The following is a 24,989-nucleotide window of genomic DNA, read 5'->3' as shown; positions in this document are numbered from 1 at the left end:
CGTGCGTCCGGGGCCCTCGTCGTGCGGCGGGCGCGTCGCCGACCCGGCGGGTGCGTCGCCGACCGGCGGGACCGGCTCAGCGCAGGACGAGCGCGAGCCGGTCGAGCGCGAGGTCCAGGTCGTCGCGTGAGATGACGAGCGGCGGCGCGAGCCGGATCGTCGAGCCGTGCGTGTCCTTGACGAGCACGCCCTGCGCGAGCAGCCGGACGCACACCTCGCGCCCGGTGAACCGCGCCGGGTCGACGTCCACGCCGGCCCAGAGCCCGACCGCCCGGAAGCGCTCGACGAGCCCGTCGTCGGCGAGGCCCTGCAGGCGCTCGCGCAGGTGCACGCCGAGCGTGCGGGCCCGCTCCTGGTGCTCGCCGGTCGCGAGCAGCCCGGTGACCGCGAGGCCGACCGCGCACGCGAGCGGGTTGCCGCCGAACGTCGAGCCGTGCGTGCCGTAGGTGAGCACGCCGAGCACGTCCGCCCGGCCCACGACCGCGGAGACGGGCACGATGCCGCCGCCGAGCGCCTTGCCGAGCGTCATGAGGTCGGGGCGCACGCCCCACAGCTCGCACGCGAACGTCGTCCCGGTGCGCCCGAGCCCCGACTGGATCTCGTCGGCCACGAGCAGCACGCCCGCGTCGTCGCACGCGGCGCGCACGGCCGGCCAGTAGTCGTCCGGCGGGATGACGACGCCCTGCTCGCCCTGGATCGGCTCGAGCAGCACCGCGACCGTGGTCTCGTCGATCGCGTCCCGCACCGCCGCCGCGTCGCCGTACGGCACGAGGCGGAAGCCCGGCGTGTACGGCCCGAAGCCGGTGCGTGCGTCCTCGTCGTCCGAGAACGAGATGATCGTCGTCGTCCGACCGTGGAAGTTGCCGGACGCCACGACGATCGTCGCCCGGTCCGGCGCGACGCCCTTGACCTCGTAGCCCCACTTGCGGGCCGCCTTGATCGCGGTCTCGACGGCCTCCGCGCCGGTGTTCATGGGCAGCACCATCGGCGGACCCACGACGTGCGGCGCGGCCAGCGCGGCGAGCGCGTCGGCGAACGGCCCGAGCAGCTCGTGGTCGAACGCCCGCGACGTGAGCGTGATCCGGTCGAGCTGCGCGTGCGCCGCGGCGAGCAGCGCCGGGTGCCCGTGGCCGAAGTTGAGCGCCGAGTAGCCGGCCAGGAGGTCGAGGTAGTCGGCCCCGGCGGTGTCGCGCACCCACGCGCCCGAGCCGGACGCGAGCGTCACGGGGAGCGGGTGGTAGTTCTGCGCGAGCGTCGGGGCGCTCCCGGCGCTGTGCGCCGCGCCGGGGGCGGCCGCGGGGGCCGTCGTGGTCATCGCGCGCCGCGGATCTCGAGCGTGCAGCACTTCGCGCCGCCGCCGCCCTTGAGCAGCTCGCTCGTGTCGACCGGGATCGGGTTCCAGCCGCGCTCGGTGAGCGCCGCCGCGAGGTCGACGGCGCCGGGGGCCACGACGACGTTCTTCCCGTCGCTGACCGCGTTGAGGCCCAGCGCCACCGCGTCGCGCTCGGTCGCCCGGATCGCGTCGGGGAACACGCGCTCGAGCAGCTCGCGCGAGCGGTCCGAGAACGCCGGCGGGTAGTAGGCGACCTGCGGGTCCGCCGGGTCGCTCGACAGCACCGCGAGCGCGGTGTCGAGGTGGTAGTAGTGCGGGTCGACGAGCTCGAGCGAGACGACCTCGCGGCCGAACAGCCGGGCCGCCTCGTCGTGCGCGGACTGGTCGGTCCGGAAGCCGGTGCCCGCGAGGATGACGTCGCCGACGACGAGCAGGTCGCCCTCGCCCTCGTTGATCTCCGACGCGGTGTGGGTCACGTAGCCGCGGTCGGCGAACCACTTCTGGTACGCGGGACCCTCGGGGCCGCGCTCGGCGTACCGGAACCGCGCCGAGTACACGACGCCGTCGACGACCGTCGCGCCGTTCGCCGCGTAGACCATGTCGGGGAGGCCCTCGATCGGGTCGATCGTCTCGACGGTGTGCCCCAGGTCGAGGTACACGTCGCGCAGCGAGCGCCACTGGCGGACGGCGAGACCGGCGTCGGTGTGGCGCGTGACGTCCATCCACGGGTTGATCTCGTAGGAGACGGTGTAGTGCACGGGCTCGCACATGAGGAAGTGACGGGGGGTCGCGGTGCGCTCGGTCGTGGGGGTCGCGGGCGTGGCGGACATCGGGCTCCTCGGCGTCGGGTCAGCGCGGGGCTGGGGCGACGCGCCGGGCCGTGGGGGGTGGGCCCGGCGCGTCCGGAGGCCCGAGTGGTGCTCGGGCCGGGCACCCTTCGAGCGTACGAGCCGCCGGGGCGTCGACCTGGCACGCCGCGTTGCGCGTCCGGGTGCGGTTCGTTGCGCCGTGCCGCGGTTCTGCGGCGATTCGTTGCGCGGGCTCCCTCGGTTCGCCGCAGGTCAGCGCAGCTCGCGCGCGATCCGCGCGAGCGCGAACCGCAGCATGAGCCCGAGCACCGGAGCGAGCACCGCTCCCGCGGGCACCGGCCCCGCGAGGACCACGCGCTCCGACCAGGTCACGCGCGCGCGCCCGGGGCCGGCGTCGGCCACGCGCACGGTGGAGTCGCCGAGCAGGAGCGGCCCGAGCTTGGTGAACAGCGCCTCCCCGGGACGGTCGGTGCTCGGGGGCTCGAACCGGTCGAGGCGCATGCGGTCGAGCAGCCCGGGGGCGCCGCGCCGGGCGAACGGGCCCGACGTCGCCTCGAAGCGTGCACCGAGCCGCAGAGGGCCGTCGGGCAGGTCGATGCGGGTCAGCGGGATCCACCGCTCGTGGTTGCGGCCCTCGAGGAGCAGGTCCCACGCGGCGGCGGCGCTCACGGGCAGGACGCGGCTCACGGCGACCTCGCGTCCGCGGGGCGCGTCGCTCACGTGCGGAGGTCCGCCGGGGGAGCCGCTCATGCGTCGAGCGCCCGGAGCATCCGCACGAGCGCGACCTGCCGGTAGGACGAGTCGAGCAGCTCCCGCACCTCGTCCCAGTCGACCCCCGTGCCCAGGCGCAGCGCGAGCCACCCGGCGGGGCCGAAGTACGGCGGCGAGAAGAACCGCTCGTCCTGCTCCAGCGCGGGCCGCTCCTCGGGGTCCGGCTTGAGGATCAGCGCGGGCTCGTCGGTACCGCTCGACCCGTAGACCGCGAAGATCTTCTTGCCCGCGCGGAACGTCGGGCGGCCCCAGGCCTCGACCTCGACGGACTCCGGGAAACGTGCGGCGACGTCACGCACGTGCGCCAGGAGCGGGTCGCCGTCGTCGTACATCCGGGGGTGCTCCATGTGTCCTCCTGAGGACCGGGGCGGGCTGGGACGAGGCCGGCGACGCTGCGTCGGTCCTGCTCGTCCGCGCAGCCCAGGGTAGCGTCGGCCGTATGGAGACGCGTGTGCTGGGCAGGACGGGACGGTCGGTCGGCGTGGTGGGGCTGGGCTGCTGGCAGCTCGGCGGCGACTGGGGCGACGTCGGGGACGACGACGCGCTCGCGGTGCTCGACGCCGCGGTCGCGGAGGGCGTGACGTTCCTCGACACGGCCGACGTGTACGGCGACGGGCGCAGCGAGCGGCTCGTCGGGAAGTTCCTCCAGGCGCAGCGCGCCGCGGGCGGTGAGGTCCCGACCGTCGCGACGAAGATGGGCCGCCGGGCAGCCCCGCACGACGCCGACGCGTACACGCTCGACGCGTTCCGGGCCTGGAACGACCGCTCGCGCGAGAACCTCGGCGTCGACACGCTCGACCTCGTGCAGCTGCACTGCCCGCCGACCGAGGTCTACTCGCGCGACGCGGTCTACGACGCGCTCGAGACGCTGGTGCAGGAGAAGCGCGTCGCGGCGTACGGCGTCTCGGTCGAGACGGTCGACGAGGCGCTGACGGCGATCGCCCGCCCGAACGTCGCGAGCGTCCAGATCATCCTCAACGTGTTCCGCCGCAAGCCGCTCGAGCGCGTGCTCCCCGCGGCGCTCGACGCGGGCGTCGGGATCATCGCGCGCGTCCCGCTCGCGAGCGGCCTGCTCTCGGGCAAGTACGACGCGAGCACGCAGTTCGCGGAGAACGACCACCGCACGTACAACCGCCAGGGCGAGGCGTTCGACGTCGGCGAGACGTTCGCGGGCGTGCCGTTCGAGGTCGGCGTCGCGGCAGCCCAGGAGGTGGCGGAGATCGGGCGCCGGGTGGCCCCCGGCGCGACGACCGCGCAGCTCGCGCTGCGGTGGATCCTCGACCAGCCCGGTGTCTCGACCGTGATCCCGGGAGCCCGCAACGCCGAGCAGGCCCGCGCGAACGCCGCCGCGGCCGCGCTCGCACCGCTCGACGCGGACGCGCTGGCGGCGCTCGAGGACGTCTACGACCGGTCGGTCCGGGAGCACGTGCACGGCCGTTGGTGAACCGCACCAGGTGATCGACGAGGGGCCGCGCGCGGAGCACGTCGCGTGCGGCCCCTCGTCGTGCGGCCCCTCGTCGTGCGGTCGCCCCGTCGTCAGTGGCTCAGTCGACGACGGCGGTCGCCTCGATCTCGACGAGCGCGTCGGGGTCGGCGAGGGCGGCGACGAAGACGCCGGTGAGCGGCGCCTGCGGGGTGACGCCGAGTTTCTCGGCCGCCCGCGAGATGCCCTCGAAGAACTGGGGCATCTGCCCCGGGCGGGGGTCGGCGACGTAGACGGTCAGCTTGACGACGTCCGCGAAGGTGGCGCCGGCGGCGGCGAGGGCCGTGCCGACGTTGAGGTAGCACTGCTCGACCTGGGCAGCGAGGTCGCCGACGCCGACCAGCGCACCGTCGGCGTCGCTCGCGAGCTGTCCGGCGACGAACACGAGCCGCGAGCCCGTCGCGACGGAGACCTGGTGGTAGAAGTCCGGCTTCGGCAGTCCGTCGGGGTTCCGCAGGGTCACGGCCATGATCTCTCCTCGGGAGGACGGGGTCGGGCGGGATCCGGCCCGACCCACAAAACATAGCATTGAAATGCTATGTAGTCTCGGGGTCGTGGCTCGCACCAAGGACCCCGCCGTCCGCACGCTCCTGCTCGAGCGCGCGGCACGCATGCTCCGCGCCCGCGAGCCCGTGACCCTGCGGTCGCTCGTCGCCGGGACCGGCGTCTCGACGATGGCCGTCTACACCTACTTCGGCGGCATGGACGGGCTCTGGAAGGCGCTCCGGCAGGAGGGCTTCACGCGGCTCGAGGCCCGGTTCGCCACGACGACCCCGTCCGGCGACCCCGTGCGGGACCTCGCCGCCCTCGTCGCGGGCTACCTCGCGCACGCGCTCGACCACCCGGACCTGTACCGGGTCATGTTCGACGCCAGCGTCGACCTCGAGGACCTGGCGGCGGCGGACGCGACGCTCGAGCACCTCGTCGAGGGCGTGCGGCGCGCGCGTGACGCGGGCAGGTTCCGCCCGGAGACCGACCCGCTCGCGCTGGCGATCCAGAGCTGGGCGCTCGGCCACGGGCTCGTGTCGCTCGTCGCCACCGGGCCGCTGCCGCGCGCGACGCTCGACCACGGCGTCCCCATGCTCACCGCGCTGCTCGTGAGCGTCGGTGACGAGCCCGAGCGGTGCCGGGCGTCGGTCGAGCAGGGCTGGGCGGAGCTCGCACGGGACGGCGAGCCGGCGCAGGAGTGAGCGACCTCCCGCCGGCCCGCCGCCTCGCGGGCTCGACGCCGCGGTCGGACGAGGGCCGCGTCAGCGGCCCAGGCGCCCCGGGCCCTGCGCCTCGATGACCCGCGGCGTCCCGCCGGTCTCCACAACCTCGACGATCTGCGGGAACCGCGCGGGCGGCTCCCCGAACGCGAGCCGTGCGCCCTCGATCACGGGCTTGCCGAGCGCGCGCGCCCCTGCGATGCCGACCGCCGCGCCGATGCCGAACGGCAGGAGCCGGCCGAACAGCAGGCCACCCTGCTTCGCGGCCTGACGGCGGATGAGGCGCTTCGTCAGCGTCGAGTTGACCTTCTTCACGGTGCCCGAGGGCATGCGCGTGAGCAGCGTCCGCGCGAAGTGCACGCCGCTGACCCCGGCCGCGTCGCCGACGATCTCCCCGCCCTGCTCTCCCAGGACCGTCGCGAGCAGCAGGGCCCGGCGGCGCTCGGTGTCCTGCACGTCGATGCCGTGCACGCTCGCGACCCCCAGCGCGAACGCCGACGACGCCGCGAAGAACGTCGCGACGTCGCTCGCGGTGAGCGTGAACGCGACGCCCGTGCCGACGCCCGGAGCCGCCGCCGCGGCGCCGACGGCGCCGCCCGCACCCTGGATGACGAGGAGGTACTCCTTCTCGAGCATCCCGATGATCTGCGCGGGGGACGCCTCGGGGTTGCGCCGGCGCAGCGAGTCCACGTGCGCGTGGATGCGCTCGGACGGGATCGTCACGGCCCGGTCGAGCAGGCCGTCGGCGAGGCCCTTGCGTCGTACGGTGCTCGGCCGGTCGGGCTTCGTGGTGTCGACCGTGGTGCCGGGCGGCGTGGCGTACCCGTTCTGGGCGGCCCAGTCCGTCGTCGTGACGTCCTTCGATCGGCGGCGCAGTCCCATCCGCTTCACCTCTCCTCGCGTCGTCCGCACCGGCTGGGGGTGGCCGGGCGGGTACCTCGGTACAGGATCGTGGTCGCGGGGCCGGACCGCTCGCTCAGCGCTCGCCGGTGACCGTGAGCTCGACCGTGGCGCCGGCCTCGATCGTGCGCCCGACCGTGCAGTGCAGGTCGATCGCCCGGTGCACGACCGCGATGAGCCGCTCGCGTTGGGCCGGGTCGAGCGGGCTCAGGTCGACCACGAGCTCCTCGGTCAGCGCCGGGTAGCGGTCCTCCTCGGGGTCGCTCAGCCCCGAGACGCGCACGGTGACCTCGACGTCGTCCCCGAGGCGGTGCGCGAGCGCGGTGTCGGCGCTCATCCCCGAGCAGCCCGCGAGCGCGATCTTCAGCAGCTCACCGGGGGTGAACACCGCGCCGGCCTCGGCCGGTCCGATCAGCACCTCGGCGCCCCGCGAGCTGCGGCCGGTGTACGTGCGGCGTCCCGTGCGCTCGACCCAGAGCTCGACCGGCGGCGGAGCCTCCGGCGTCGCGGGCAGGCTGGCTCCGGGCACGATCTCCGACGTCATCCCCGAATCCTCCCACGCACCCGTGGGGGCGGTGCGAGCGCCGTCCCGCGGCGCGCTCTCCGGACGGTGGCCGATGCCGGGCGCGGGTGCCACGATGCAGGTCTCACGAGAGTCGGGGGGCGAGGTGAGCTGGGCACGGACGGACGTCTCCCTCACGAGCCGCCCCCTGACGAACCGGCTGCTGTCGGTGCTGTTCGTCGCCGCCGCAGCCCTGCACCTGGGCGTCGGCGTGATGAACCCGCCCGAGCGCCGCCCGGTGCCGTGGCTCGCCGTCGGCCTCCTCTACCTGGTGCTCGGGCTGTGGCTGTACCGGACCCGGGACAGCTCCCGGGGTCCGTGGGCGGTCGCGGTCCTCATCGGGCTCAACATCGCGCTCGTCGGGCTCATGGCGGCGACGTCGCCCGTGCCGCCCAACGCGCTGTCCGTCCTGCTGTTCTGGGACATCCCGTTCGTCTGGTCGCTGTTCCGGCTGCGCGTCGCGCTGCCGGTGACCCTGCTCCAGGCGGTGCTCGGCGTGGCGATGATTCTGCGGGGCGCGGCGATGGCCGGCATCGCGGAACCGCACCTCGTCGTCGGCCCCGCGGCCGTCTTCGTCCTGACCGTCGGGGTCCTCGCCCTGTGCACGCGCGTCCTGCTCAACGCCTTCGTCGCGATGCGCCGCACCTCGCTCGAGCTCGCGGCCCAGGCCGAGCACGCTGCCGTCCACGACCCCCTGACCGGCCTCGGCAACCGTGCCCTGTACGCCGAGAGGCTCCCGCACGCGGTCGCCCGCGCCGAGCGCAACGGCACGCACGTGTGCGTCATGGTCATCGACCTCGACCAGTTCAAGCTCGTCAACGACAGCCTCGGCCACCACGTCGGCGACGAGCTCCTGCGGGCCGTCGGGCGCCTGCTCGTCCGGGCGTTCCGGGGGCACGACACCGTCGCGCGGCTCGGCGGGGACGAGTTCGTCGTCATCTGCGAGGACCTCGCGGCGCCCGAGGACGGGGTCGCGATCGCGCGGCACGTGCTGCGCTCGCTCCGGGAGCCCGTCGACGCCGACGGCCACGAGCTCTACGTCTCGGCGAGCATCGGCATGACGCTGCTGCACGAGGCCGACGGTGGGCCCGAGGACGCGCTGCGCGACGCCGACGCCGCGATGTACCAGGCGAAGGGGCGCGGGCGCGGGCTCGTCGAGGTGTACGACGAGGCGCTGCGCGAGTCCGTGACGCGGCAGCTCAGCATGGAGAACGGGCTGCGCCGCGCGCTCGAGCGCGCGCCCGGCGCGGGGGACGCCGACGAGCTCCGCACCGTCTACCAGCCGATCGTCGACCTGCGGACCGGCGCCATCGTGGGCGCCGAGGCGCTCGCGCGCTGGACCAGCCCCGTGCTCGGCGAGGTCAGCCCCGAGGAGTTCATCAAGGTCGCGGAGGGCACCGGGCTCATCGTCAGCCTGGGGGAGCGCGTGCTCGACGACGCGCTCGAGGCGCTGCGCACGTGGCGCGAGGTGCGCCCCGACATCACCGTCGCCGTCAACGTCTCCGCGCACGAGCTCCAGGGCAGCGACTACGCCGAGCGCGTCAGCGCCAGCGCCGACCGGCACCACGTCGCGCTCACGTTCCTCAGCCTCGAGATCACCGAGCACACCGCCCTCGCGCAGAGCGCCGTCACGGTCGGCAACATCGGCCGCCTGTCCGCGCACGGCGTGCGGTTCTCCCTGGACGACTTCGGCACCGGGTACTCGTCGCTCGCCGCGCTGCGCCTGCTGCCGCTCGCCGCCCTCAAGATCGACATCACGCTGCGCGACGACCCCCCGGTGCTGCGCGCGTGCCGTGACCTCGGGACCGCGCTCGGGCTGCGGGTCATCGCCGAGGGGGTCGAGACCGACGCGTCGCGCGAGCGGTTCTCCGACCTCGACTACGAGTACGCGCAGGGATTCCTGTTCGGGCGGCCGATGACCGGCGAGGCGTTCGGGGCGCTGCTCGCGGGGGAGGTCGTGGGGCGCTGAGGCGTCGCGGTCGAGCGACGCTCCCCGTCGCGTGTACTTCGCTACGGTGTGCGCGGCCCCTCGGTGCGACGCCGCGCGGCACGCCCCGGGCGCGGGCCCGATCACCCACGACCCTCACGGAGCCGACGATGATCCGACGCACGCCCCGCCGCCCCGCACGCGTCGCGCTGCTCGCCCTGCTCGCGGCGGGGTCGCTCGTGGCCTGCACCGCACCCGGTCCGGCGCCCGTGCCGACGTCCGCGCCGACCGCGTCGCCGGCTCCCTCCGCCCCGGCCACGGAGACCGCCACCCCGACGCCCGCGCCGGCCGCGCTCACGTTCCACCCGGAGGGCCGCATCGACGACTTCCCGCCGAACGCACCCGAGGCCGACGTCGTGTCGTACCTGACCGAGCGCCTCGGAGCGGGCCCCGAGACGCTCGACGCCGAGTACGCGTGCGAGCCGGCCGGGCAGCCCGGCCGGTTCCTCGCCTGGCCCGGTCTGCGGCTCTTCGTGCTCACCACCGACCCCGAGGGCGGCGAGACGGACCCGTACGTCGGCGGCTGGTCCCTGCACGACGAGGACGGTGGCGATCCCGCGTCCGCCACCGCGGAGGGCCTGCGGATCGGCGACCCGGAGGAGCGCATCACGGAGCTCTACCCCGCGGCGGTCCGAGGCGAGGGCGAGCCGGGCGGCGAGCGGTGGTGGTACACCCGGGACGACGATGGCGGCTACACGGTCGTCGCGCCGGACGAGGGGGCGGGGGCCACGGTGGGGGCGATCGCGAGCGGGTACTACTGCACGGCGGGCTGACGACGGTCCTGCACGACGACCGTGACCTCGTGCACATCGCCGCCGCTGTTCCCGAGCTCCGGCAGGAGGCCGTGGCCTCGCTCGGGACGCTGTGAGACGGGCGGCGCCCGTGCGCCTCGTCGCGGGCGGCAGCGGAGCGAGGTGAGCCGGTAGGCTCGTCGGCGTCCCGCCGCGGCAGTCCGTGCGACGGAGGCCCCCGCGCCTGTAGCTCAGGGGATAGAGCACCGCTCTCCTAAAGCGGGTGTCGGCAGTTCGAATCTGCCCAGGCGCACCGACGCTCCACGCGCGGGTCGACAACTCGGCAACTGGGGCGACGACAGCAGATGTCGGCGTGGCTTCGACGGCCCGCGACGCGTCGTCGGCGATCCGTCCGCGACCTGTCTCGCGATGCGGATAGTCTGTCGGGGTACGTGGACAACCCAGCGGTCGACGCCGGTCGGCCCGTCCCGGACGGACGCACGACTCCCGCACCGACCCCCGTCGAGCGCAGGGGGTCGTCGCCCGCGAGCCCGGCCGTCGTGACGACGCCCGGACCGCCGCCGCTGGCCGCATCCTGCGGACCTGCGTCGCGCACCCGACGTGCGCGTGCGGTCCGCCTCGCGGCGGAGCGGCGGCCGACCTGTCCCGGCTCGACCGGGGCGGCGCGGCACCCTGTGTCGGCGATCGCGGTCGCCGACGCAGTGCAGTGCGGTGCAGACACCTGCACTGCGGACGCTTGAAGGAGGACATGTGGCCCGAGCAGGCCAGCGCCGGTCCGGTCGTGCGCGCCCCGAGCCCGCCCCCGCCCAGCGTCGCCGCGGCGCCCAGCGCCCTACGGAGGAGGGGCTGATCCCGGTCCTCGCCGGGGTCGCCCGCGAGGTCGACAGCGCCGTGCAGCGGCCGCCGACCCGCCCCGCGATCCGCACGAAGTTCCAGGTCGTGGCGTTGCTCGTGCGCGAGGAGCGCACGCGGCTCAAGGCCGACACGACCCTGACCGAGGCGAAGCGGACCCAGGAGCTCAAGCGGCTCGACGGGGTCGCGACGATGCTCGCGAAGACCGCCGCCCGGGACACGTCGCTGCTCGCGCTGCTCGCCGAGGACGCCAAGGTCACCGACGCGGCGCGTGCGTTCAAGGCGACGGTCCTGCGCGCCGGCGGGATCGAGCCGCCCGAGGAGCCCGAGCCCGTCGCACCCCCCGCGCCGACACCCGGCGCCGAGAACCGCGTCGTTCCCCGCTCCGTCCTCTCGCGCCAGCTCGCGAACCCGTTCCTCGCCCCGGACTTCGAGGCCGCGGCGCAGCGGACGGCCGCCCGTCCCCGGCGTCTGGCCGGCTGGGAGCTGCTCGAGCCGCTGTTCCGGTCGTTCGCCGAGGCCGCCCCCGGCGCGCCCGCGTGCATGCCGCTGCCCGAGCCCCGCGCCGTGCGCGTCCCGCTGGGCCGGGAGCTCATGCCGCACCAGGCGCAGGTCGTCGCCGCGACGGCCCGTGGTCACCGCACGTTCCTGCTCGCCGACGAGCCGGGGCTCGGCAAGACCGCGCAGGCGCTGCTCGCCGCGCAGGCCGCCGACGCGTTCCCGCTGCTCGTCGTGGTCCCGAACGTCGTCAAGACGAACTGGGCGCACGAGGTGGGCATGTGGATGCCGCACCGGCGCGCCACGGTCGTGCACGGGGACGGGGAGCAGGTCGACGGGTTCGCGGACGTCGTGATCGTGAACTACGAGCTCCTGGACCGGCACGTCGGCTGGCTCGGTGACCTGGGCTTCCGCGGGATGGTCGTCGACGAGGCGCACTTCATCAAGAACAAGACCTCGCTGCGCTCGCGGCACGTGCTGTCGCTCTCGGAGCGGATCCGGGAGCGCGTCGCCCGGCCGCTGCTCATGGCGCTCACCGGCACGCCACTGATCAACGACATCGAGGACTTCCGGGCGATCTGGCAGCTGCTCGGCTGGATCGACGACAAGCAGCCGCTCGGCGCGCTGATGACGGCGCTCGAGGAGACCGGGCTGACGCCGGCGGACCCCGGGTTCTACGCGGAGGCGCGGGCCAGCGTGATCGAGATGGGCATCGTGCGTCGGCGCAAGGCCGACGTGGTCGCCGACATCCCGGCGCGCCGCGTCGCGGACCTCCCCGTCGAGCTCGACGGCGCGGTGGGCCGCTCGATCCGCGCCGCGGAGGCCGCGCTGTCCCGTCGGCTCGTCGAGCGCTACCGGTCGGTCATCGAGTCGCGCGCGGCGGAGGGCGTCCCCGACGGGATCGACCTCGAGCTCGCGCGCCGCGTGGCCGCGACCGAGCTCAAGGACTCGAGCTCGAAGGCGGGCGGCGAGAACGTCTTCACGATGGTCCGCCGGATCGGCCAGGCGAAGGCCGGGCTCGCTGCCGACTACGCCGCACAGCTCGCGCGCAACGTCGGCAAGGTCGTGTTCTTCGCCAAGCACGTCGACGTCATGGACCAGGCCGAGCAGACGTTCACGGACCGCGGCATCAAGCACGCCTCCATCCGCGGGGAGCAGACGCCGCGGGTGCGCGCGAAGAACATCAAGGCGTTCGTCGAGGACCCCGACGTGCAGATCGTGGTGTGCTCGCTGACGGCCGCCGGCGTCGGGCTCAACCTCCAGGTCGCGTCGAACCTCGTGCTCGCGGAGCTGTCCTGGACCGACGCCGAGCAGACCCAGGCCATCGACCGGATCCACCGCATCGGCCAGACCGAGCCGGTCACGGCGTGGCGGATCATCGCCGCCCAGACCATCGACGCGAAGATCGCCGAGCTCATCGACAGCAAGTCGGGGCTCGCGGCACGGGCGCTCGACGGCGCGGGGGAGGACGACGGCTCGTCGTCGACGGACGTGCAGCTCGAAGCCCTGGTCGCGCTGCTCACGGACGCGCTGGCCGCGGAGGGCATGGGCTGAGTCGCCCGCGACTCCGCCGGAGGACCGCGCACCCGCGAGCGTCGCGGCCGCGCCGGCCGTCGGGCGCCTCGACGGCGCGGTGGCCGACGGACGCCGACGAGCGCTCCGGATAACGGAAAACCGTCCACACCTTCGGGCGGTGGCGGCTTACTGACCTGTATGTCAGGATCACTAACCAATTGCCCGGCGGTGCCGGCCTCTCCGGTCGCGCCGCCGCGTCCGGGTGCGCAGTGTCGCGCGCCCGTTCCTGCGTGCTGGACGGCGCGCGGGCCCACCAGGGGGCGAAGGGAAGACGATGCATCAACTTCGGAAGTGGCTGACCGCGCTGGTCGCGGGAGCCGTCTGCGTCATGGGGGCCGCCGCACCGGCCGCCGCACTCGGGCCGGACCGGCTGCCGATCACGGTCGCGAACCAGTCCGGGCGGGGCGAGCAGGTGTTCGTGCACGTGCTCGGCACCAACCTCGCGACCGGCCAGCTCGGCTGGGTCGACGGCGGCGGCACGTTCCGCGCCTGGCCCGCGGGCTCGAACCCGCCCTCGCCCGCGCCGGACAGCGCGATCGCCGGACCGGCCAACGGCGGCGCGGTCACCGTGCAGGTCCCGCGCGGCTTCTCGGGCCGGATCTACTTCTCGTTCGGTCAGAAGCTGCCGTTCTCGCTGACGCCGGGCGGCGTCGTGCAGCCCGCGCCGTGGGCGGCGGGCGACCCCACGCGGGACATGCTGTTCGACTGGAGCGAGCTCACCTACAACGAGTCCGGGCTGTGGCTCAACAGCTCGCAGGTCGACATGTTCGCCGTCCCGCACTCCGTGAGCGTCACGGGCGCCTCGGGGGCCACGCGCACGACGGGCAAGCTCGTCCCCAACGGTCGCCAGCAGATCATCGACGCGCTCCGGGCCGACCCCGCGTTCGCGCGCAGCGTCGTCACCCGCGCCGACGGCACCGTCCTGCGCGTCCTCGCCCCCGGCAAGGCCGCCGGTGCGGGGCTGCTGAGCGCGACCTACCTCGACGGCTACATCGCGTCGGCGTGGAACGCGTACACGTCGCGCACCCTCACGGTGCAGCCGTTCGGCGACCGGCCCGAGGTCCGCTACACGGGCCGCACGTCCGGCACGACGCTGCGCTTCACCGACACGTCCGGCCGTGAGGTCGCGGCGTTCGCGCGGCCGTCGTCCTCGGACGTCTGGGGCTGCGACGGTGCGCTGCACGCGCCGAACGACCAGGTCGTCGGCCCGATCGCCCGCACGCTGTGCGCCGCGCTGTTCCGCGGGACGCTCGGCGCGAGCTCGACCGAGCCGGTCCTCGACGCCGGCCAGTTCTACCGCTCCACGCCCCCGAACCTGTACGGGCGCGTCATCCACGCCGCGATGACCGACGGGCGCGCGTACGCGTTCGCGTTCGACGACGTCGGCGCGTTCGAGTCGCTCGTGCACGACGGCGACCCGCGCAGCGCACGCATCGACCTCACCCCGTTCGGTGCGGGCACGGGCGGCGGCGGTGGCGGTGGCGGTGCGACGAGCGGGACCGGCGCGGTGACCTCCGGCGTCGCGGGCAAGTGCCTCGACGTCGCGAGCGCCAACAGCGCCAACGGCACCGCGGTGCAGCTCTGGGAGTGCAACGGCACGAACGCCCAGCGCTGGACGTTCGGCACCGACGGCACGCTGCGCGCGCTCGGCAAGTGCATCGACATCGCGGACTGGGGCACGGCGAACGGCGCCAAGGTCCAGCTGTGGGACTGCAACCCGGGCCAGTCGAACCAGACCTGGGTCCGCGACGGCAGCTCCTACCGCAACCCCGCGTCGGGCAAGTGCCTCGACAACCCGGCGAACGGGAGCGCGAACGGCAACCGGATCCAGATCTGGACCTGCTACAGCAACGATGCCCAGCGCTGGTCGGTCCCGGGCGCCTGACGGGCACGGCCGCACGAATGACGCCGCCCGACGACAGCACCGTCGTCGGGCGGCGTTCGTCGTGCCGGCGACCCGGGTGCACCCGATCGTGCGTGCGCGACAATGTCCGCACCACTGGGGGTGCGCATGGAGCTGGGCCTGTATCTCGCGGCAGCCGTGGTCGGCGGCCTGCTCGCGACCGGGGTGCGGCTCCCGCCGCTCGTCGGCTACCTCGTCGCCGGGTTCGCGCTCGGCGCGATGGGGGCGCCTGCGCCGGACGGGCTCGAGCAGGTCGCCGACCTCGGCGTGGTCCTGCTCCTGTTCGCGATCGGCCTGAAGTTCGACGCGCGCACGCTGCTGCGCCGCGAGATCTGGCTCACGACGAGCGTCCACATCGTGCTGTCGACCGCCGTCACGCTCGGCTTCCTCGGGCTGCTCGCCCTCGTCGGGCCCGCGCTCGTGGCCGACGAGCCGCTCGGCGGGCTCGCGCTCGTCGGCTTCGCGCTGTCGTTCTCGTCGACCGTGTTCGTGGTCAAGGTGCTCGAGGACCGCTCCGACACGACGTCGCTGTACGGGCGCATCGCGGTGGGGCTGCTCGTCATGCAGGACGTCGTAGCCGTCGCGTTCATGGCGCTCTCGGGCGGCGAGGTGCCGAGCCCGTGGGCGCTCGCGCTCGTCCTCGTCGTCCCCGCCGCGTGGCCGCTGCACCGCATCTGGGACCGCATCGGGCACGGCGAGCTGCAGGCGCTGTTCGGGGTGACGGTCGCCGTCGCGGTCGGCTGGGGCCTGTTCGAGGCTGCCGGCGTGCACGGCGAGCTCGGGGCGCTGGTCATGGGCGTGCTCCTCGCGAAGCACCCCGGGGCGTCGGAGATGTCGCGGTCGCTCATGACGTTCAAGGACCTCATGCTCGTCGCGTTCTTCCTGCAGATCGGCCTGCACGGGCGGCCGGGCGCCACGGAGCTGCTGCTCGCGGTCGCGCTGCTCGCGGTGCTGCCGCTGCAGGTCGCGTTCTACGCCGTGCTGCTCTGGGCCATGCGGCTGCGGCGGCGGACCGCCTTCCTCACCGGGCTCGTGCTGGCGAACTTCTCGGAGTTCGGCATCATCGTCGCGGTCGTCGGTGCCTCGGGTGGCCTGCTCGACGACCGGTGGGTCGTCGTCGTCTCGCTCGCCGTCGCGATCAGCTTCGCGGTGTCCGCGCTCGTCAACCGTCGCGGCGTCGAGCTCGCGAGCAGGATGGTCAAGCTGCTGCCGCACCACAGCACGCACGAGCTGCACCCCGACGACCGCCTCGTCGACGTCGGGCACTCCGACGCCCTCGTGCTCGGGCTCGGGCGGATCGGTGCCGCGACGTACGAGCAGCTGCGTGACGGGTACGGCCTGTCGGTCGTCGGCGTGGAGCACGATCCCGCGCGGGTCAGCGAGCTCACGACGCGGGGCTTCGACGTGCTGCGCGCCGACGCCACGGACGTCGAGTTCTGGACGCGCGTGCGGCGAGCAGGCCGGGTGCAGATGGTCGTGCTCGCGATGCCGTTCCACAAGGCCAACCTCATCGCGCTGGCCCGGCTGCAGAAGGCCGGCTTCACGGGCAAGGTCGCGGCAGTCGCGCGCTACGACGACGACGTCGACGAGCTGCGCCGGCACGGGGCGGACGCCGTGTTCCACCTGTACGGCTCGGCGGGCACCGCGCTCGCGGACCACGCCGCCGAGGTGCTGCTGCACCGGGACGCCGCGCGGGGGCACGACCCCGAGGTGCTGCTGCACCGGAAGGCCGCGCGCGCGCACGACCCCGAGGTGCTGGTCCCGGACCCCGAGGCGCAGGAGCCCGAGGCCGCACCGAAGGGCGCCGACTGAGCCGGTGGCGCCGGTCGCCGCCACCGGCGCCGCTCGTCGCCGGACGAACGCGCCGCCACGCCCGGCGGGTGGCACGCTAGGCCCCCACGGCACCACGAACGAGGGAGACCCCATGCCCGGCGGTTTGGCTGCACTGCTCGACGACATCGCGGCGCTCGCGAAGCTCGCGGCGGCGTCGGTGGACGACGTCACAGCGGCGGCGGGCCGGGCCAGCGCGAAGGCGGCGGGCGTCGTGATCGACGACACCGCGGTCACGCCGCGCTACGTGAGCGGCTTCACGCCGGACCGCGAGCTCCCCATGATCCGGCGCATCGCGATCGGCTCGCTGCGCAACAAGCTCCTGTTCATCCTGCCCGCGGCGCTGCTGCTCAGTCAGTTCCTGCCGTGGTTGCTGACGCCGATCCTCATGGTCGGCGGCACGTACCTGGCGTTCGAGGGTGCGGAGAAGATCTGGGAGCTCGTCAGCGGGCACGGCAAGCACCAGGACGAGGCCCCCGCCGTCGTGCAGGGCCCGGACACCGAGAAGAAGATGACCGCCGGCGCGATCCGCACCGACTTCATCCTGTCGGCCGAGATCATGGTCATCGCGCTCAACGAGGTCGCCGACGAGCCGCTCGTGTCGCGCGCGCTCATCCTGATCGTCGTCGCGCTCGCGATCACCGTGATGGTCTACGGCGTCGTCGCGCTCATCGTGAAGATGGACGACATCGGGCTCAAGCTCGCCCAGAACAAGAGCGGCGGCGTCGCGTCGTTCGGGCGCTTCCTGGTGCAGGCCATGCCGAAGGTGCTCGCGGTGCTCTCGACCGTCGGGATCGTCGCGATGCTCTGGGTCGGCGGGCACATCCTGCTGGTCGGGGTCGACGAGCTCGGCTGGCACGGGCTGTACGACCTCGTGCACCACGCCGAGGAGGCCGTCCACCACGTCGGCGGCATCGGTGGCTTCCTCGCCTGGCTGGTCAACACGCTCGCGTCCGCGCTCATCGGGCTCGTCGTCGGGGCCGTCGTCGTCGCGATCATGCACGTGATCCCGCGCAAGAAGCACGCGGGCGCCGCGCACTGACGGCACCGAAGGCACTGACGTCGCAGCCGGGGCGGCGGCCCGCCGGGCGCAGACCGTCCGCCCGGTCGCTCGCACGGGCGCCCGAGCGCCGCTCAAGTCCCCGGCCCGACGCGTCGACATGCTCGCATGGGCTTCTTCCGACGCAACCGTGACCGCACCCCCGCACCGCCGCCGGCGGCCGCGGGCGAGCCCCAGGTCCTCGACCTGGGGCCGGCGGACCTGGCGTGGCTCGATCGCGTGCGGGGATCCCTCCCGGCCGGTGCGTCGGCGACGGACCCGCAGGCGATCGGCCGCCGGTACGACGACGCGCTCGACGCCTGGTCGACCGGAGGTGGGTCGGGTGACCCGACGGGGGCGATCGACGCCGTCGGCGTCGCGCTCGGGGACGCCGTCTGCGCCCGCGTGCCGGGTGCGCGCTGGGCGGTCGCCGTCGACGAGCACGGTCGCGAGCCGGCGGTCGTGCTGCCGCCGCCGCTGAGCGCCACGATCTTCCCCCGCGACGCCGTCGCGAAGCGCTGGTACGCGGGTGAGCGCGGGTGGGTCGCCGAGTTCGCGGACTGGCTCGTGGGCCGCCTGACCGACCTGTCGACCGAGCCGTCGCCCGAGGTCGAGGCGCTCGCGTCCTTCGCGCTCGCGCACGCGGTGCGCTCGATCGTCCCGGAGGGCGGTCCGCTCATCCCGTTCTGCCTCGTCGAGGACGCGGACGGTGCCCGGGCGCTCCACCGGTTCGTGGGGGAGCTCGGCGAGTCCGTCGAGCGTGCGCGCGAGCACGTCCGGGCGTCGGGCGCGGTGCGGGCCGCCGTGGCGTGGGACGGGTACCTCACGGCGGACGGCACCCGCGAGGACGCGCTGTTCGTCGAGGCGTCCGAGGCCGGACGGTCGAGCGTGGTGCTCGCGCAGCGGTACTCCCCGGTGCCGGGCCGGACGGCCCCGGTGGGTGAGACGGTCACGGTCGACCGGGGCGCGCCGCTGCTCTGAGCGGTCCCGCGCTCGCGTGCGCCGACGGGCCGTTGACACCGTGCCCGGGCAGGCGGACCGTGGGAGGACGAAGGGGGTGCACCGATGCGCCGTCGACTCTCTGCGATCCTCGCCACGCTCCTGCTCCTGGCGGGCGGCCAGCTGCTCGTCGCCCCCGGCGCCGCCGCCCACCCGTACTGCGGTCAGGTGTGGGGTTCCGAGGCCCGGTCGGCCGGCGACATGTCGGCCGGGACCCTCGTGGACGTGCGGGCCGGCCGGCACGCGTGCTTCGACCGGCTCGTGCTCGACGTCGACGCGCCGCTCACCGGCTGGTCGGTGCGGTACGTCGACCAGCTCGTGCAGGACGGCAGCGGTGCCGTGGTGCCCGTGCGGGGGAACGCGCGGCTCGAGGTCGTGGCCCGGGTGCCCGCGATCGCGACCGACGCCTGGTTCGTCGGGCCCGGCACGCTCGTCGACACCGCGTCGTACCGGACCTTCCGGCACGTCGCGTGGGTCGGGAGCTACGAGGGCGTGACCACGATCGGGCTCGGGGTCCGCGCCCGGCTGCCGTTCCGGGCGTTCGTGCTGCCCGGGCCGGGCGAGGGCTCGCGGCTCGTGGTCGACGTCGGGCACCGGTGGTGCGCCGAGGGACACCGGGTCTGCTGAGCGCACCGGGTCGCTGAGCGCAGCACGCCTGCCGAGCGGGCGCGAGGCAGCGCCGCGCACGGCGCGGAGTCGGTGGCAGCGTCTAGCCTGGCGCGAGACCCCGCCGACGGAAGGACCGCGCATGGCGCTGATCGGAGCACACGTCCGGGACGACGACCCCGTCGCCGCAGCCGGGGAGGTCGAGGCGGAGGCCGTGCAGTTCTTCCTCGCCAACCCCCAGGGCTGGAAGAAGCCGGTGCCGCGCGACGACGCCGAGGCGCTCACCGGCTCCGACCTGCGGCTCTACGCGCACGCGCCCTACCTGGTCAACGTCGCGTCGACCAACAACAAGATCCGCATCCCGAGCCGCAAGATGATCGCCGACCACGCCGCGGCCGCGTCGGTCCTCGGGGTCAGCGGGCTGATCGTGCACGGCGGGCACGTCGCCGACGGGGACGACATCGCGGTCGGCGTCGACAACTGGCGCAAGACCTTCGAGCGCGCGACGTTCCCCGTCCCGGTCCTCGTCGAGAACACCGCCGGCGGCGAGAACGCGTGCGCGCGGACCCTCGACCGCCTCGCGATGCTGTGGGACGCGATCGGGGAGTACGAGGTCGGCTTCTGCCTCGACACGTGCCACGCGTGGGCCGCGGGGGAGGACCTCGAGACGGTCGTCGAGCGCGTGCTGGCGATCACCGGCCGCATCGACCTCGTGCACGCGAACAGCTCGCGCGACCCCGCCGGGTCGAGCCGCGACCGGCACGCGAACTTCGCGACGGGGACGATCCCGCCCGAGCTCATCGCGCACGTCGTGCGGGAGGCCGGGTGCGACGCGGTCGTGGAGACGCCGGCCGAGCGGCAGGCGGAGGACATCGCGTTCCTGCGGGCGGCGCTCGCGGGCTGACCGCGGAGCCGGGACGTGGGGCCGGCGGACGGGCCACCGTCGCCCACATGCGGGGAGCGGTCGCTCAGAGGTCGTGCTCCGCGAGCTCGCGGAACTCGTCGGGCACCGCGGCCCCGCGACGGAGGACGGCGGGCAGGTAGCCGACCGCGTCGCCGCCGAACCGCGTCCGGATCCGGTCCATCGACCCGTCGACGGCCCGCCGCGCCGAGCCCGTCGGGGACCCCGGCCGCCACGGGTCCTCGGGGCGCAGGTCGAGCTCGGGCTGGACGACCAGCTGGTCGACGACGTTCGACACCGAGATGCCGAGCAGCGTGATCTCCGTGCCGGGCGGCGCGTCGTGGATCGCGGACCAGGCGAGGTGCTCGGCGACCTCGGTGAGCGTGAGCGTGCTCGCGACAGGCTGCGACAGCGTCCGGGAACGGGTCACGGACGTCATGCCGGCGAACCGCACGCGCACCGTGATCGTGCGGCCCGCACGGTCCTTGGCGCGCAGCCGGCGCGAGACCCGGTCCGCGAGGTGCGCGAGCACGGCCCGGACGTCCTCGACCTCGGGCGTGCGCCGGCCCAGGGCCGACTGCGCGCCGACCGAGCGTGCGCGGCGGTCGGTCACGACCCGGCGCGGGTCCTCGTCGTGCGCCATCGCGGTGAGCTTCTGGCCGACGGCGTGCCCGAGGAGGTGCTCGACCGCGGACGACGGCGTCTCGGCGAGCTGGCCGATCGTGCGGATCCCGCGCTCGGCGAGGCGCTGCTGGTGCACCGGCCCGACGCCCCAGATGAGCCCGACGGGCAGCGGGTCGAGGAACTCGCGCTCGGTGCCGGGCTGCACGACGACGAGCCCGTCGGGCTTCGCGACCTGCGACGCGATCTTCGCGAGGTGCTTGGTGCGCGCGGCGCCCACCGAGATGGGCAGGCCGATGGTGCCGCGCACACGCTCGCGGACGAGGGCGGCGATCGTCTCGGGCGGTCCGAACAGGTGCGTCGCACCCGACACGTCGAGGAACGCCTCGTCGATCGAGATGCGCTCGACGAGCGGCGTGATGTCGCGCAGCACCTCCATCACGGCGTCGCCGAGCCGTTGGTACTCCCCGAAGTGCCCACGCACGAACGTCAGCGCCGGGCAGAGCTTCGCCGCGCGCCAGCCGGGCATGCCGCCCTGCACCCCGAACGCCTTGGCCTCGTAGGACGCCGCGAGGACGACGCCGCCGTTCGGCCCGCCCCCGACGGCGATCGGGCGGCCGCGCAGGGCGGGGTCGAGCAGCTGTTCGACCGACGCGTAGAACGCGTCGAGATCAGCGTGCAGGATCGTCGCGCCGCCCACGGGCATGCTCCCAAGGTAGTCGAACACGTGTTCGAACACGAGGGTCCGACCGGGTGATCCGGTCGTGCGGCCGCGGAGTCCGCGTGCCGGTCCGTCGCCGCGTCCGGTCGTGTCCACCGGACGTTCATCCCTCGGCCGGTGCACTCGGTGCAGCGTTGCACCTAGTGTAGGAACCGTGACCGAGGCCCCGACCGACCGCCGCGTCGCGCTCAAGGCGCGGCACCGGCAGGCCATCGTCGACGCCGCGGCCGCGCTCATCGCGGAGACCGGCGGGCTGCGTTTCACGATCGACGACCTCGCCCGCCGCGCCGACGTCTCGCGCCGCACGGTCTTCAACCACTTCGCGTCGGTCGACGACATCGTGGCCGAGGTGTTCGGTGACGTCATCGGCACGCTCGTCGCGAGCTACGAGCGGGAGAGCGGGACGTCGCCCTCCGCGCACGCGCGCGGACCGGTCGGCCGCGGCGACGACGCGCGCGGACCGCTCGGCCACGGCGACCGCGAGCGGAGCGCCGACGGCCGCGCCGTGGTGTTCGACGAGCTCGCCCGCGCCGTCCGGTCGACCGACCTGGTCGCGCCGATGGCGTTCCTCACCCAGTCGCTGCGCTCGCACGACGAGCACTCCCCGGCGATCGCGACGGTGCTCCTCCGCGTCCTCGACGCGGCGCGCGGCCGCCTCGCCGCCGCGGTCCTCGTGCGGCACCCCGGCGCGGACGTGCTCGACGTGCACCTGCTGGTCAACGCGGTCGTCTCCGGCGTCCTCGTCCTGCACCGGCACTGGGACGCGGCGACCGGAGCGGTCGACGACGAGCCGTCGCGCGCCGTCTGGGCCGCGCTCGTCGACCGTCTCCTCGACCGGACCGGGCACGGCTTCGCGACCGACGACCCCGCCACCTCCTGACCCACCCGCCCCCTCACCACCCCGCCCCGCAGGCCGGGACCACGCCACCACCGTGACCCGGCCGACCTCCCGCACGACCGTCCGAAAGGCACACACCCTCATGGCCGAACTCCTCCTGCGCCTCGGGAGCTGGTCCGCCCGGCGCGCCCGCACCGTGGTCGCCGCCTGGCTCGTGATCCTGGCGGTCGCCGGGGGTGCGTACGCCCTCCTCGGCGGGACCCTCGCGAGCAGCGTCTCGATCCCCGGCACCCCGACGGCCGAGGTCACCGACCGCCTCGCGCGCGAGCTGCCCGCCGCCGCGGGCGGGACCGCGGGCGTGGTGCTGACGACGGAGTCCGGCGAGGAGTTCACCGCCGAGCAGCGCGAGGGCATCTCGGCGCTGGCCGCGGAGGTCGCGGACGTCGAGGGCGTCGAGACCGTCGTCGACCCGTTCGCGACCGAGGCGCAGCGCGCCGAGCAGGCCGCGCAGGCCGAGAGCGGCCGGGCGCAGATCGAGCAGGGCCGCGCCGAGCTCGAGCAGGGACGTGCGGAGCTGGAGCAGGGCCGCACGGAGCTCGAGCAGGGGCAGGCGCAGCTCGACGCGGCGCGGGCGCAGCTCGACGCGGCGGGCGGCGCCGCGCAGGGCGGGGCCGCGGGTGACGCGCAGCAGGCCGCGCTCGAGGCCCAGCTCGCCGCGCTCGACGCGCAGCAGTCGGCGATCGACGCGGGCGTGGCGGCGGTCGAGGCCGGCGCCGAGGAGATCGAGGCCGGGGAGACCGAGCTCGAGTCGCAGAGCGAGCAGCTCGAGCTCGGCGAGGCACTGCTCGACATGGCCGCGGAGATCCGCACCGTGTCGCAGGACGGCACGGCGGCGGTGCTCACGGTCGTGTTCACGGCGTCGCAGTTCGAGATCGAGAACGAGACGCGGGAGGCCGTGGTCGAGGCCGTCGAGTCCGCGGCCGTCGACGGCGTCGTGGTCGACTACTCGGCCGAGCTCACGAGCGGCGTCCCGGAGCTGCTGGGCGTCGGCGAGGTCGTCGGCGTCGTCGTCGCGGGCGTCGTGCTGGTCGTCATGCTCGGCACGCTCGTCGGCGCCGGGCTGCCGATCCTCGCCGCGCTCGTCGGCGTCGGGATCGGTGCCCTCGGTGCCCTGTCCCTCTCGGGCGTCGTCGAGATGAGCTCGGTGACCCCGATGCTCGGCGTCATGCTCGGCCTCGCGGTCGGGATCGACTACTCGCTGTTCATCGTCAACCGGCACCGCCGCCAGCTCAAGGGCGGGTACGACGTCGCGGAGTCCATCGGGCTCGCGAACGGCACGTCCGGCAACGCCGTGGTCTTCGCGGGGATGACGGTGCTCATCGCCCTGCTCGCGCTCAACATCACGGGCATCCCGTTCCTCGGGCTCATGGGCACGGTCGGCGCGATGTGCGTCGCGATCGCGGTGCTCATCGCGGTGACCTTCACGCCCGCGCTGCTGTCGCTGCTGGGCATGCGGGTGCTGAGCCGTCGGGAGCGCGCGCGCCTCGCCGGCGGCGGCTCGGACGCCGCGACCGGGTCGCCGGTCGCCACGCCCTCCGCGTCGAGCCCGGCGTCCGACCCGACGCCGGCGGTCGCCGCGTCGCCGGCACGGCCGATGTCGACCCCCGGTGCGCTGCTGCGCGCCGTGCTGGCCGTGGCCGCGCTCGTCGTCGTCGCGCTCCCCGGGCTCGAGCTGCGCCTGGGCCTGCCCGACGGGTCGTCCGAGCCGCACGACTCGACCCAGTACCGCGCGTACGCGACCACGGCCGAGAAGTTCGGGGCGGGCCAGGCCGGCACGCTCGTCGTGGTCGCGGACCTGCCCGGCTCACCGACCGAGGAGGAGGTCCTCGCCTACCAGGTGCAGGTCGGCGAGCAGCTCTTCGCGCAGGACGACGTCGTCGCCGTCGCCCCGGTGGGCACGTCGGAGGACCGGACCGTCGCCGCGTTCCAGGTCGTCCCGGCCGAGGGGCCGACGACCGAGTCGACCGAGGAGCTCGTGCACACGCTGCGGACGCTCTCGCCGCTCGACGGGGACATCCCGATCGCCGTCGCGGGCCAGGCCAGCGGCAACATCGACATCTCCGACAAGCTCGCGGGCGCGCTGCCGACGTACCTCGCGGTCGTCGTCGGCCTCTCGATGCTGATCCTCGTGCTCGTGTTCCGGTCGGTGTTCGTCCCCGTCATCGCGACGCTCGGCTTCATCCTGTCGTTCTTCGCGGCCCTCGGCGGCGTCGTGGCGATCTACCAGTGGGGCTGGCTCGGCGCGGTGTTCGGCGTCGAGACGCCCGGCCCGGTGCTGAACTTCCTGCCCACGATCCTCGTCGGCATCCTGTTCGGCCTCGCGATGGACTACATGCTGTTCCTGGGCTCGGGCATGCGGGAGGCGTACGCGCACGGTGCGCCCGCGCGCGTCGCGGTCGTCGAGGGCGTGCGGGCCGGGCGGGCCGTCGTGACCGCCGCGGCGATCATCATGGTCTCCGTCTTCGGCGGGTTCGTCTTCTCGCACAGCGCGATGATCCGGCCCATCGGGTTCTCGCTCGCGTTCGGTGTGCTCGTCGACGCGTTCGTCGTGCGCATGACGCTCGTGCCCGCGCTGATGCACCTCGCGGGCGACAAGGCGTGGTGGCTGCCGCGCTGGCTCGACCGGCTGCTGCCCGACGTCGACGTCGAGGGCTCGGCGCTCGAGCGTCGGCACCCGCACGTCGCGCACGCGCCGGAGCCGGCCCCCGTCGACGCGCGGTAGGCGGCGCGCGCCCCGGTCC

21 protein-coding genes and 1 tRNA gene are annotated in these 24,989 nt (G+C 74.5%); 14 read left to right on the top strand and 8 right to left on the bottom strand.

Annotated features, from left to right (window positions below; genetic code table 11):
• Positions 1 to 76: 76 nt before the first annotated feature.
• The 4 genes from rocD to NXY84_RS16615 form a co-directional block, all read right to left on the bottom strand.
• Positions 77 to 1,315 (bottom strand): ornithine--oxo-acid transaminase, encoded by a 1,239-nt coding sequence (rocD, locus tag NXY84_RS16630; protein ID WP_258724153.1) that lies wholly within the window; start codon positions 1,313 to 1,315, stop codon positions 77 to 79.
• Positions 1,312 to 2,163: a dimethylargininase gene (ddaH, locus tag NXY84_RS16625; RefSeq protein WP_258724152.1), complete on the bottom strand. Its 852-nt coding sequence runs from the start codon at positions 2,161 to 2,163 to the stop codon at positions 1,312 to 1,314. Before ddaH ends, rocD begins: the two co-directional genes overlap by 4 nt.
• A gap of 231 nt (positions 2,164 to 2,394) precedes the next feature.
• Positions 2,395 to 2,862, bottom strand: a complete 468-nt coding sequence (locus tag NXY84_RS16620) for an SRPBCC family protein (RefSeq protein ID WP_258724151.1) — start codon at positions 2,860 to 2,862, stop codon at positions 2,395 to 2,397.
• 26 nt (positions 2,863 to 2,888) lie between these two features.
• Positions 2,889 to 3,260, bottom strand: a complete 372-nt coding sequence (locus NXY84_RS16615) for an MmcQ/YjbR family DNA-binding protein (protein ID WP_258724150.1) — start codon at positions 3,258 to 3,260, stop codon at positions 2,889 to 2,891.
• 92 nt (positions 3,261 to 3,352) lie between these two features.
• Between NXY84_RS16615 and NXY84_RS16610 the strand changes: the two genes are divergently transcribed.
• Positions 3,353 to 4,357 carry an aldo/keto reductase gene (locus tag NXY84_RS16610; protein WP_258724149.1) on the top strand — a complete coding sequence of 335 codons (1,005 nt, stop codon included), beginning with the start codon at positions 3,353 to 3,355 and terminating at the stop codon, positions 4,355 to 4,357.
• 100 nt (positions 4,358 to 4,457) lie between these two features.
• Here the strand turns inward: NXY84_RS16610 and NXY84_RS16605 are convergent, their stop codons facing one another.
• The gene (locus NXY84_RS16605) at positions 4,458 to 4,865 is read right to left on the bottom strand and encodes a RidA family protein (protein ID WP_258724148.1); all 408 of its coding nucleotides are present in this window, start codon (positions 4,863 to 4,865) and stop codon (positions 4,458 to 4,460) included.
• A gap of 85 nt (positions 4,866 to 4,950) precedes the next feature.
• Between NXY84_RS16605 and NXY84_RS16600 the strand changes: the two genes are divergently transcribed.
• On the top strand, positions 4,951 to 5,586 hold the full coding sequence (locus NXY84_RS16600; protein WP_258724147.1) for a TetR/AcrR family transcriptional regulator: 636 nt from the start codon (positions 4,951 to 4,953) through the stop codon (positions 5,584 to 5,586).
• Between the two features lie 60 nt (positions 5,587 to 5,646).
• On the opposite strand, the gene NXY84_RS16595 is transcribed toward NXY84_RS16600, so the two are convergent.
• Together NXY84_RS16595 and NXY84_RS16590 are read right to left on the bottom strand one after the other, a co-directional pair.
• Positions 5,647 to 6,486 (bottom strand): hypothetical protein, encoded by an 840-nt coding sequence (locus tag NXY84_RS16595; protein ID WP_258724146.1) that lies wholly within the window; start codon positions 6,484 to 6,486, stop codon positions 5,647 to 5,649.
• A 94-nt stretch (positions 6,487 to 6,580) separates the two neighbouring features.
• Positions 6,581 to 7,048, bottom strand: a complete 468-nt coding sequence (locus NXY84_RS16590) for an OsmC family protein (protein ID WP_258724145.1) — start codon at positions 7,046 to 7,048, stop codon at positions 6,581 to 6,583.
• A 94-nt stretch (positions 7,049 to 7,142) separates the two neighbouring features.
• Here NXY84_RS16590 and NXY84_RS16585 point away from each other — a divergent pair, with 94 nt between their 5' ends.
• The 10 genes from NXY84_RS16585 (at position 7,143) to NXY84_RS16540 (ending at position 20,011) form a co-directional block, all read left to right on the top strand.
• Positions 7,143 to 9,035: a putative bifunctional diguanylate cyclase/phosphodiesterase gene (locus tag NXY84_RS16585; protein WP_258724144.1), complete on the top strand. Its 1,893-nt coding sequence runs from the start codon at positions 7,143 to 7,145 to the stop codon at positions 9,033 to 9,035.
• Positions 9,036 to 9,163: 128 nt separating this feature from the next.
• A complete protein-coding gene (locus NXY84_RS16580; protein WP_258724143.1) occupies positions 9,164 to 9,826 on the top strand; it encodes a hypothetical protein in 663 nt (220 codons plus the stop codon).
• Positions 9,827 to 10,024: 198 nt separating this feature from the next.
• Positions 10,025 to 10,097, top strand: a tRNA-Arg gene (locus NXY84_RS16575).
• Positions 10,098 to 10,555: 458 nt separating this feature from the next.
• Positions 10,556 to 12,709 carry a DEAD/DEAH box helicase gene (locus NXY84_RS16570; protein WP_258724142.1) on the top strand — a complete coding sequence of 718 codons (2,154 nt, stop codon included), beginning with the start codon at positions 10,556 to 10,558 and terminating at the stop codon, positions 12,707 to 12,709.
• A gap of 295 nt (positions 12,710 to 13,004) precedes the next feature.
• Positions 13,005 to 14,615 (top strand): glycoside hydrolase family 64 protein, encoded by a 1,611-nt coding sequence (locus NXY84_RS16565; RefSeq protein ID WP_258724141.1) that lies wholly within the window; start codon positions 13,005 to 13,007, stop codon positions 14,613 to 14,615.
• Positions 14,616 to 14,717: 102 nt separating this feature from the next.
• A complete protein-coding gene (locus tag NXY84_RS16560) occupies positions 14,718 to 16,445 on the top strand; it encodes a cation:proton antiporter family protein (RefSeq protein WP_258724140.1) in 1,728 nt (575 codons plus the stop codon).
• Between the two features lie 112 nt (positions 16,446 to 16,557).
• A complete protein-coding gene (locus NXY84_RS16555) occupies positions 16,558 to 17,505 on the top strand; it encodes a DUF808 domain-containing protein (protein ID WP_258724139.1) in 948 nt (315 codons plus the stop codon).
• 126 nt (positions 17,506 to 17,631) lie between these two features.
• Positions 17,632 to 18,483, top strand: a complete 852-nt coding sequence (locus NXY84_RS16550) for a DUF3806 domain-containing protein (protein ID WP_258724138.1) — start codon at positions 17,632 to 17,634, stop codon at positions 18,481 to 18,483.
• A gap of 84 nt (positions 18,484 to 18,567) precedes the next feature.
• Positions 18,568 to 19,128 (top strand): AMIN-like domain-containing (lipo)protein, encoded by a 561-nt coding sequence (locus NXY84_RS16545; RefSeq protein WP_258724137.1) that lies wholly within the window; start codon positions 18,568 to 18,570, stop codon positions 19,126 to 19,128.
• Positions 19,129 to 19,249: 121 nt separating this feature from the next.
• Positions 19,250 to 20,011: a deoxyribonuclease IV gene (locus NXY84_RS16540; RefSeq protein WP_258724136.1), complete on the top strand. Its 762-nt coding sequence runs from the start codon at positions 19,250 to 19,252 to the stop codon at positions 20,009 to 20,011.
• 64 nt (positions 20,012 to 20,075) lie between these two features.
• Here NXY84_RS16540 and dinB read toward each other — a convergent pair whose 3' ends face one another.
• Complete coding sequence (dinB, locus tag NXY84_RS16535; protein WP_258724135.1) at positions 20,076 to 21,335, bottom strand: DNA polymerase IV; 1,260 nt, start codon at positions 21,333 to 21,335, stop codon at positions 20,076 to 20,078.
• A gap of 169 nt (positions 21,336 to 21,504) precedes the next feature.
• On the opposite strand from dinB, the gene NXY84_RS16530 reads away from it, so the two are divergent.
• Positions 21,505 to 22,230, top strand: a complete 726-nt coding sequence (locus NXY84_RS16530) for a helix-turn-helix domain-containing protein (RefSeq protein WP_258724134.1) — start codon at positions 21,505 to 21,507, stop codon at positions 22,228 to 22,230.
• Between the two features lie 100 nt (positions 22,231 to 22,330).
• A complete protein-coding gene (locus NXY84_RS16525; RefSeq protein WP_258724133.1) occupies positions 22,331 to 24,970 on the top strand; it encodes an MMPL family transporter in 2,640 nt (879 codons plus the stop codon).
• Positions 24,971 to 24,989 lie beyond the last annotated feature (19 nt).

This window comes from Cellulomonas sp. NS3, assembly GCF_024757985.1.
Classification (GTDB): Bacteria; Actinomycetota; Actinomycetes; order Actinomycetales; family Cellulomonadaceae; genus Cellulomonas_A.
This window is presented reverse-complemented; position numbering and strand designations above follow the sequence as displayed.

What these genes read in the sequence shown, in the direction of transcription:
- rocD (WP_258724153.1), bottom strand. Translation starts at nt 1,315, where the DNA reads ATGACCACGACGGCCCCCGCGGCCGCCCCCGGCGCGGCGCACAGCGCC.
- ddaH (WP_258724152.1), bottom strand. Translation starts at nt 2,163, where the DNA reads ATGTCCGCCACGCCCGCGACCCCCACGACCGAGCGCACCGCGACCCCC.
- NXY84_RS16615 (WP_258724150.1), bottom strand. Translation starts at nt 3,260, where the DNA reads ATGGAGCACCCCCGGATGTACGACGACGGCGACCCGCTCCTGGCGCAC.
- NXY84_RS16610 (WP_258724149.1), top strand. Translation starts at nt 3,353, where the DNA reads ATGGAGACGCGTGTGCTGGGCAGGACGGGACGGTCGGTCGGCGTGGTG.
- NXY84_RS16605 (WP_258724148.1), bottom strand. Translation starts at nt 4,865, where the DNA reads ATGGCCGTGACCCTGCGGAACCCCGACGGACTGCCGAAGCCGGACTTC.
- NXY84_RS16595 (WP_258724146.1), bottom strand. Translation starts at nt 6,486, where the DNA reads ATGGGACTGCGCCGCCGATCGAAGGACGTCACGACGACGGACTGGGCC.
- NXY84_RS16590 (WP_258724145.1), bottom strand. Translation starts at nt 7,048, where the DNA reads ATGACGTCGGAGATCGTGCCCGGAGCCAGCCTGCCCGCGACGCCGGAG.
- NXY84_RS16585 (WP_258724144.1), top strand. Translation starts at nt 7,143, where the DNA reads ATGCAGGTCTCACGAGAGTCGGGGGGCGAGGTGAGCTGGGCACGGACG.
- NXY84_RS16580 (WP_258724143.1), top strand. Translation starts at nt 9,164, where the DNA reads ATGATCCGACGCACGCCCCGCCGCCCCGCACGCGTCGCGCTGCTCGCC.
- NXY84_RS16565 (WP_258724141.1), top strand. Translation starts at nt 13,005, where the DNA reads ATGCATCAACTTCGGAAGTGGCTGACCGCGCTGGTCGCGGGAGCCGTC.
- NXY84_RS16560 (WP_258724140.1), top strand. Translation starts at nt 14,718, where the DNA reads ATGTCCGCACCACTGGGGGTGCGCATGGAGCTGGGCCTGTATCTCGCG.
- NXY84_RS16555 (WP_258724139.1), top strand. Translation starts at nt 16,558, where the DNA reads ATGCCCGGCGGTTTGGCTGCACTGCTCGACGACATCGCGGCGCTCGCG.
- NXY84_RS16550 (WP_258724138.1), top strand. Translation starts at nt 17,632, where the DNA reads ATGGGCTTCTTCCGACGCAACCGTGACCGCACCCCCGCACCGCCGCCG.
- NXY84_RS16545 (WP_258724137.1), top strand. Translation starts at nt 18,568, where the DNA reads ATGCGCCGTCGACTCTCTGCGATCCTCGCCACGCTCCTGCTCCTGGCG.
- NXY84_RS16540 (WP_258724136.1), top strand. Translation starts at nt 19,250, where the DNA reads ATGGCGCTGATCGGAGCACACGTCCGGGACGACGACCCCGTCGCCGCA.
- dinB (WP_258724135.1), bottom strand. Translation starts at nt 21,335, where the DNA reads ATGCCCGTGGGCGGCGCGACGATCCTGCACGCTGATCTCGACGCGTTC.
- NXY84_RS16525 (WP_258724133.1), top strand. Translation starts at nt 22,331, where the DNA reads ATGGCCGAACTCCTCCTGCGCCTCGGGAGCTGGTCCGCCCGGCGCGCC.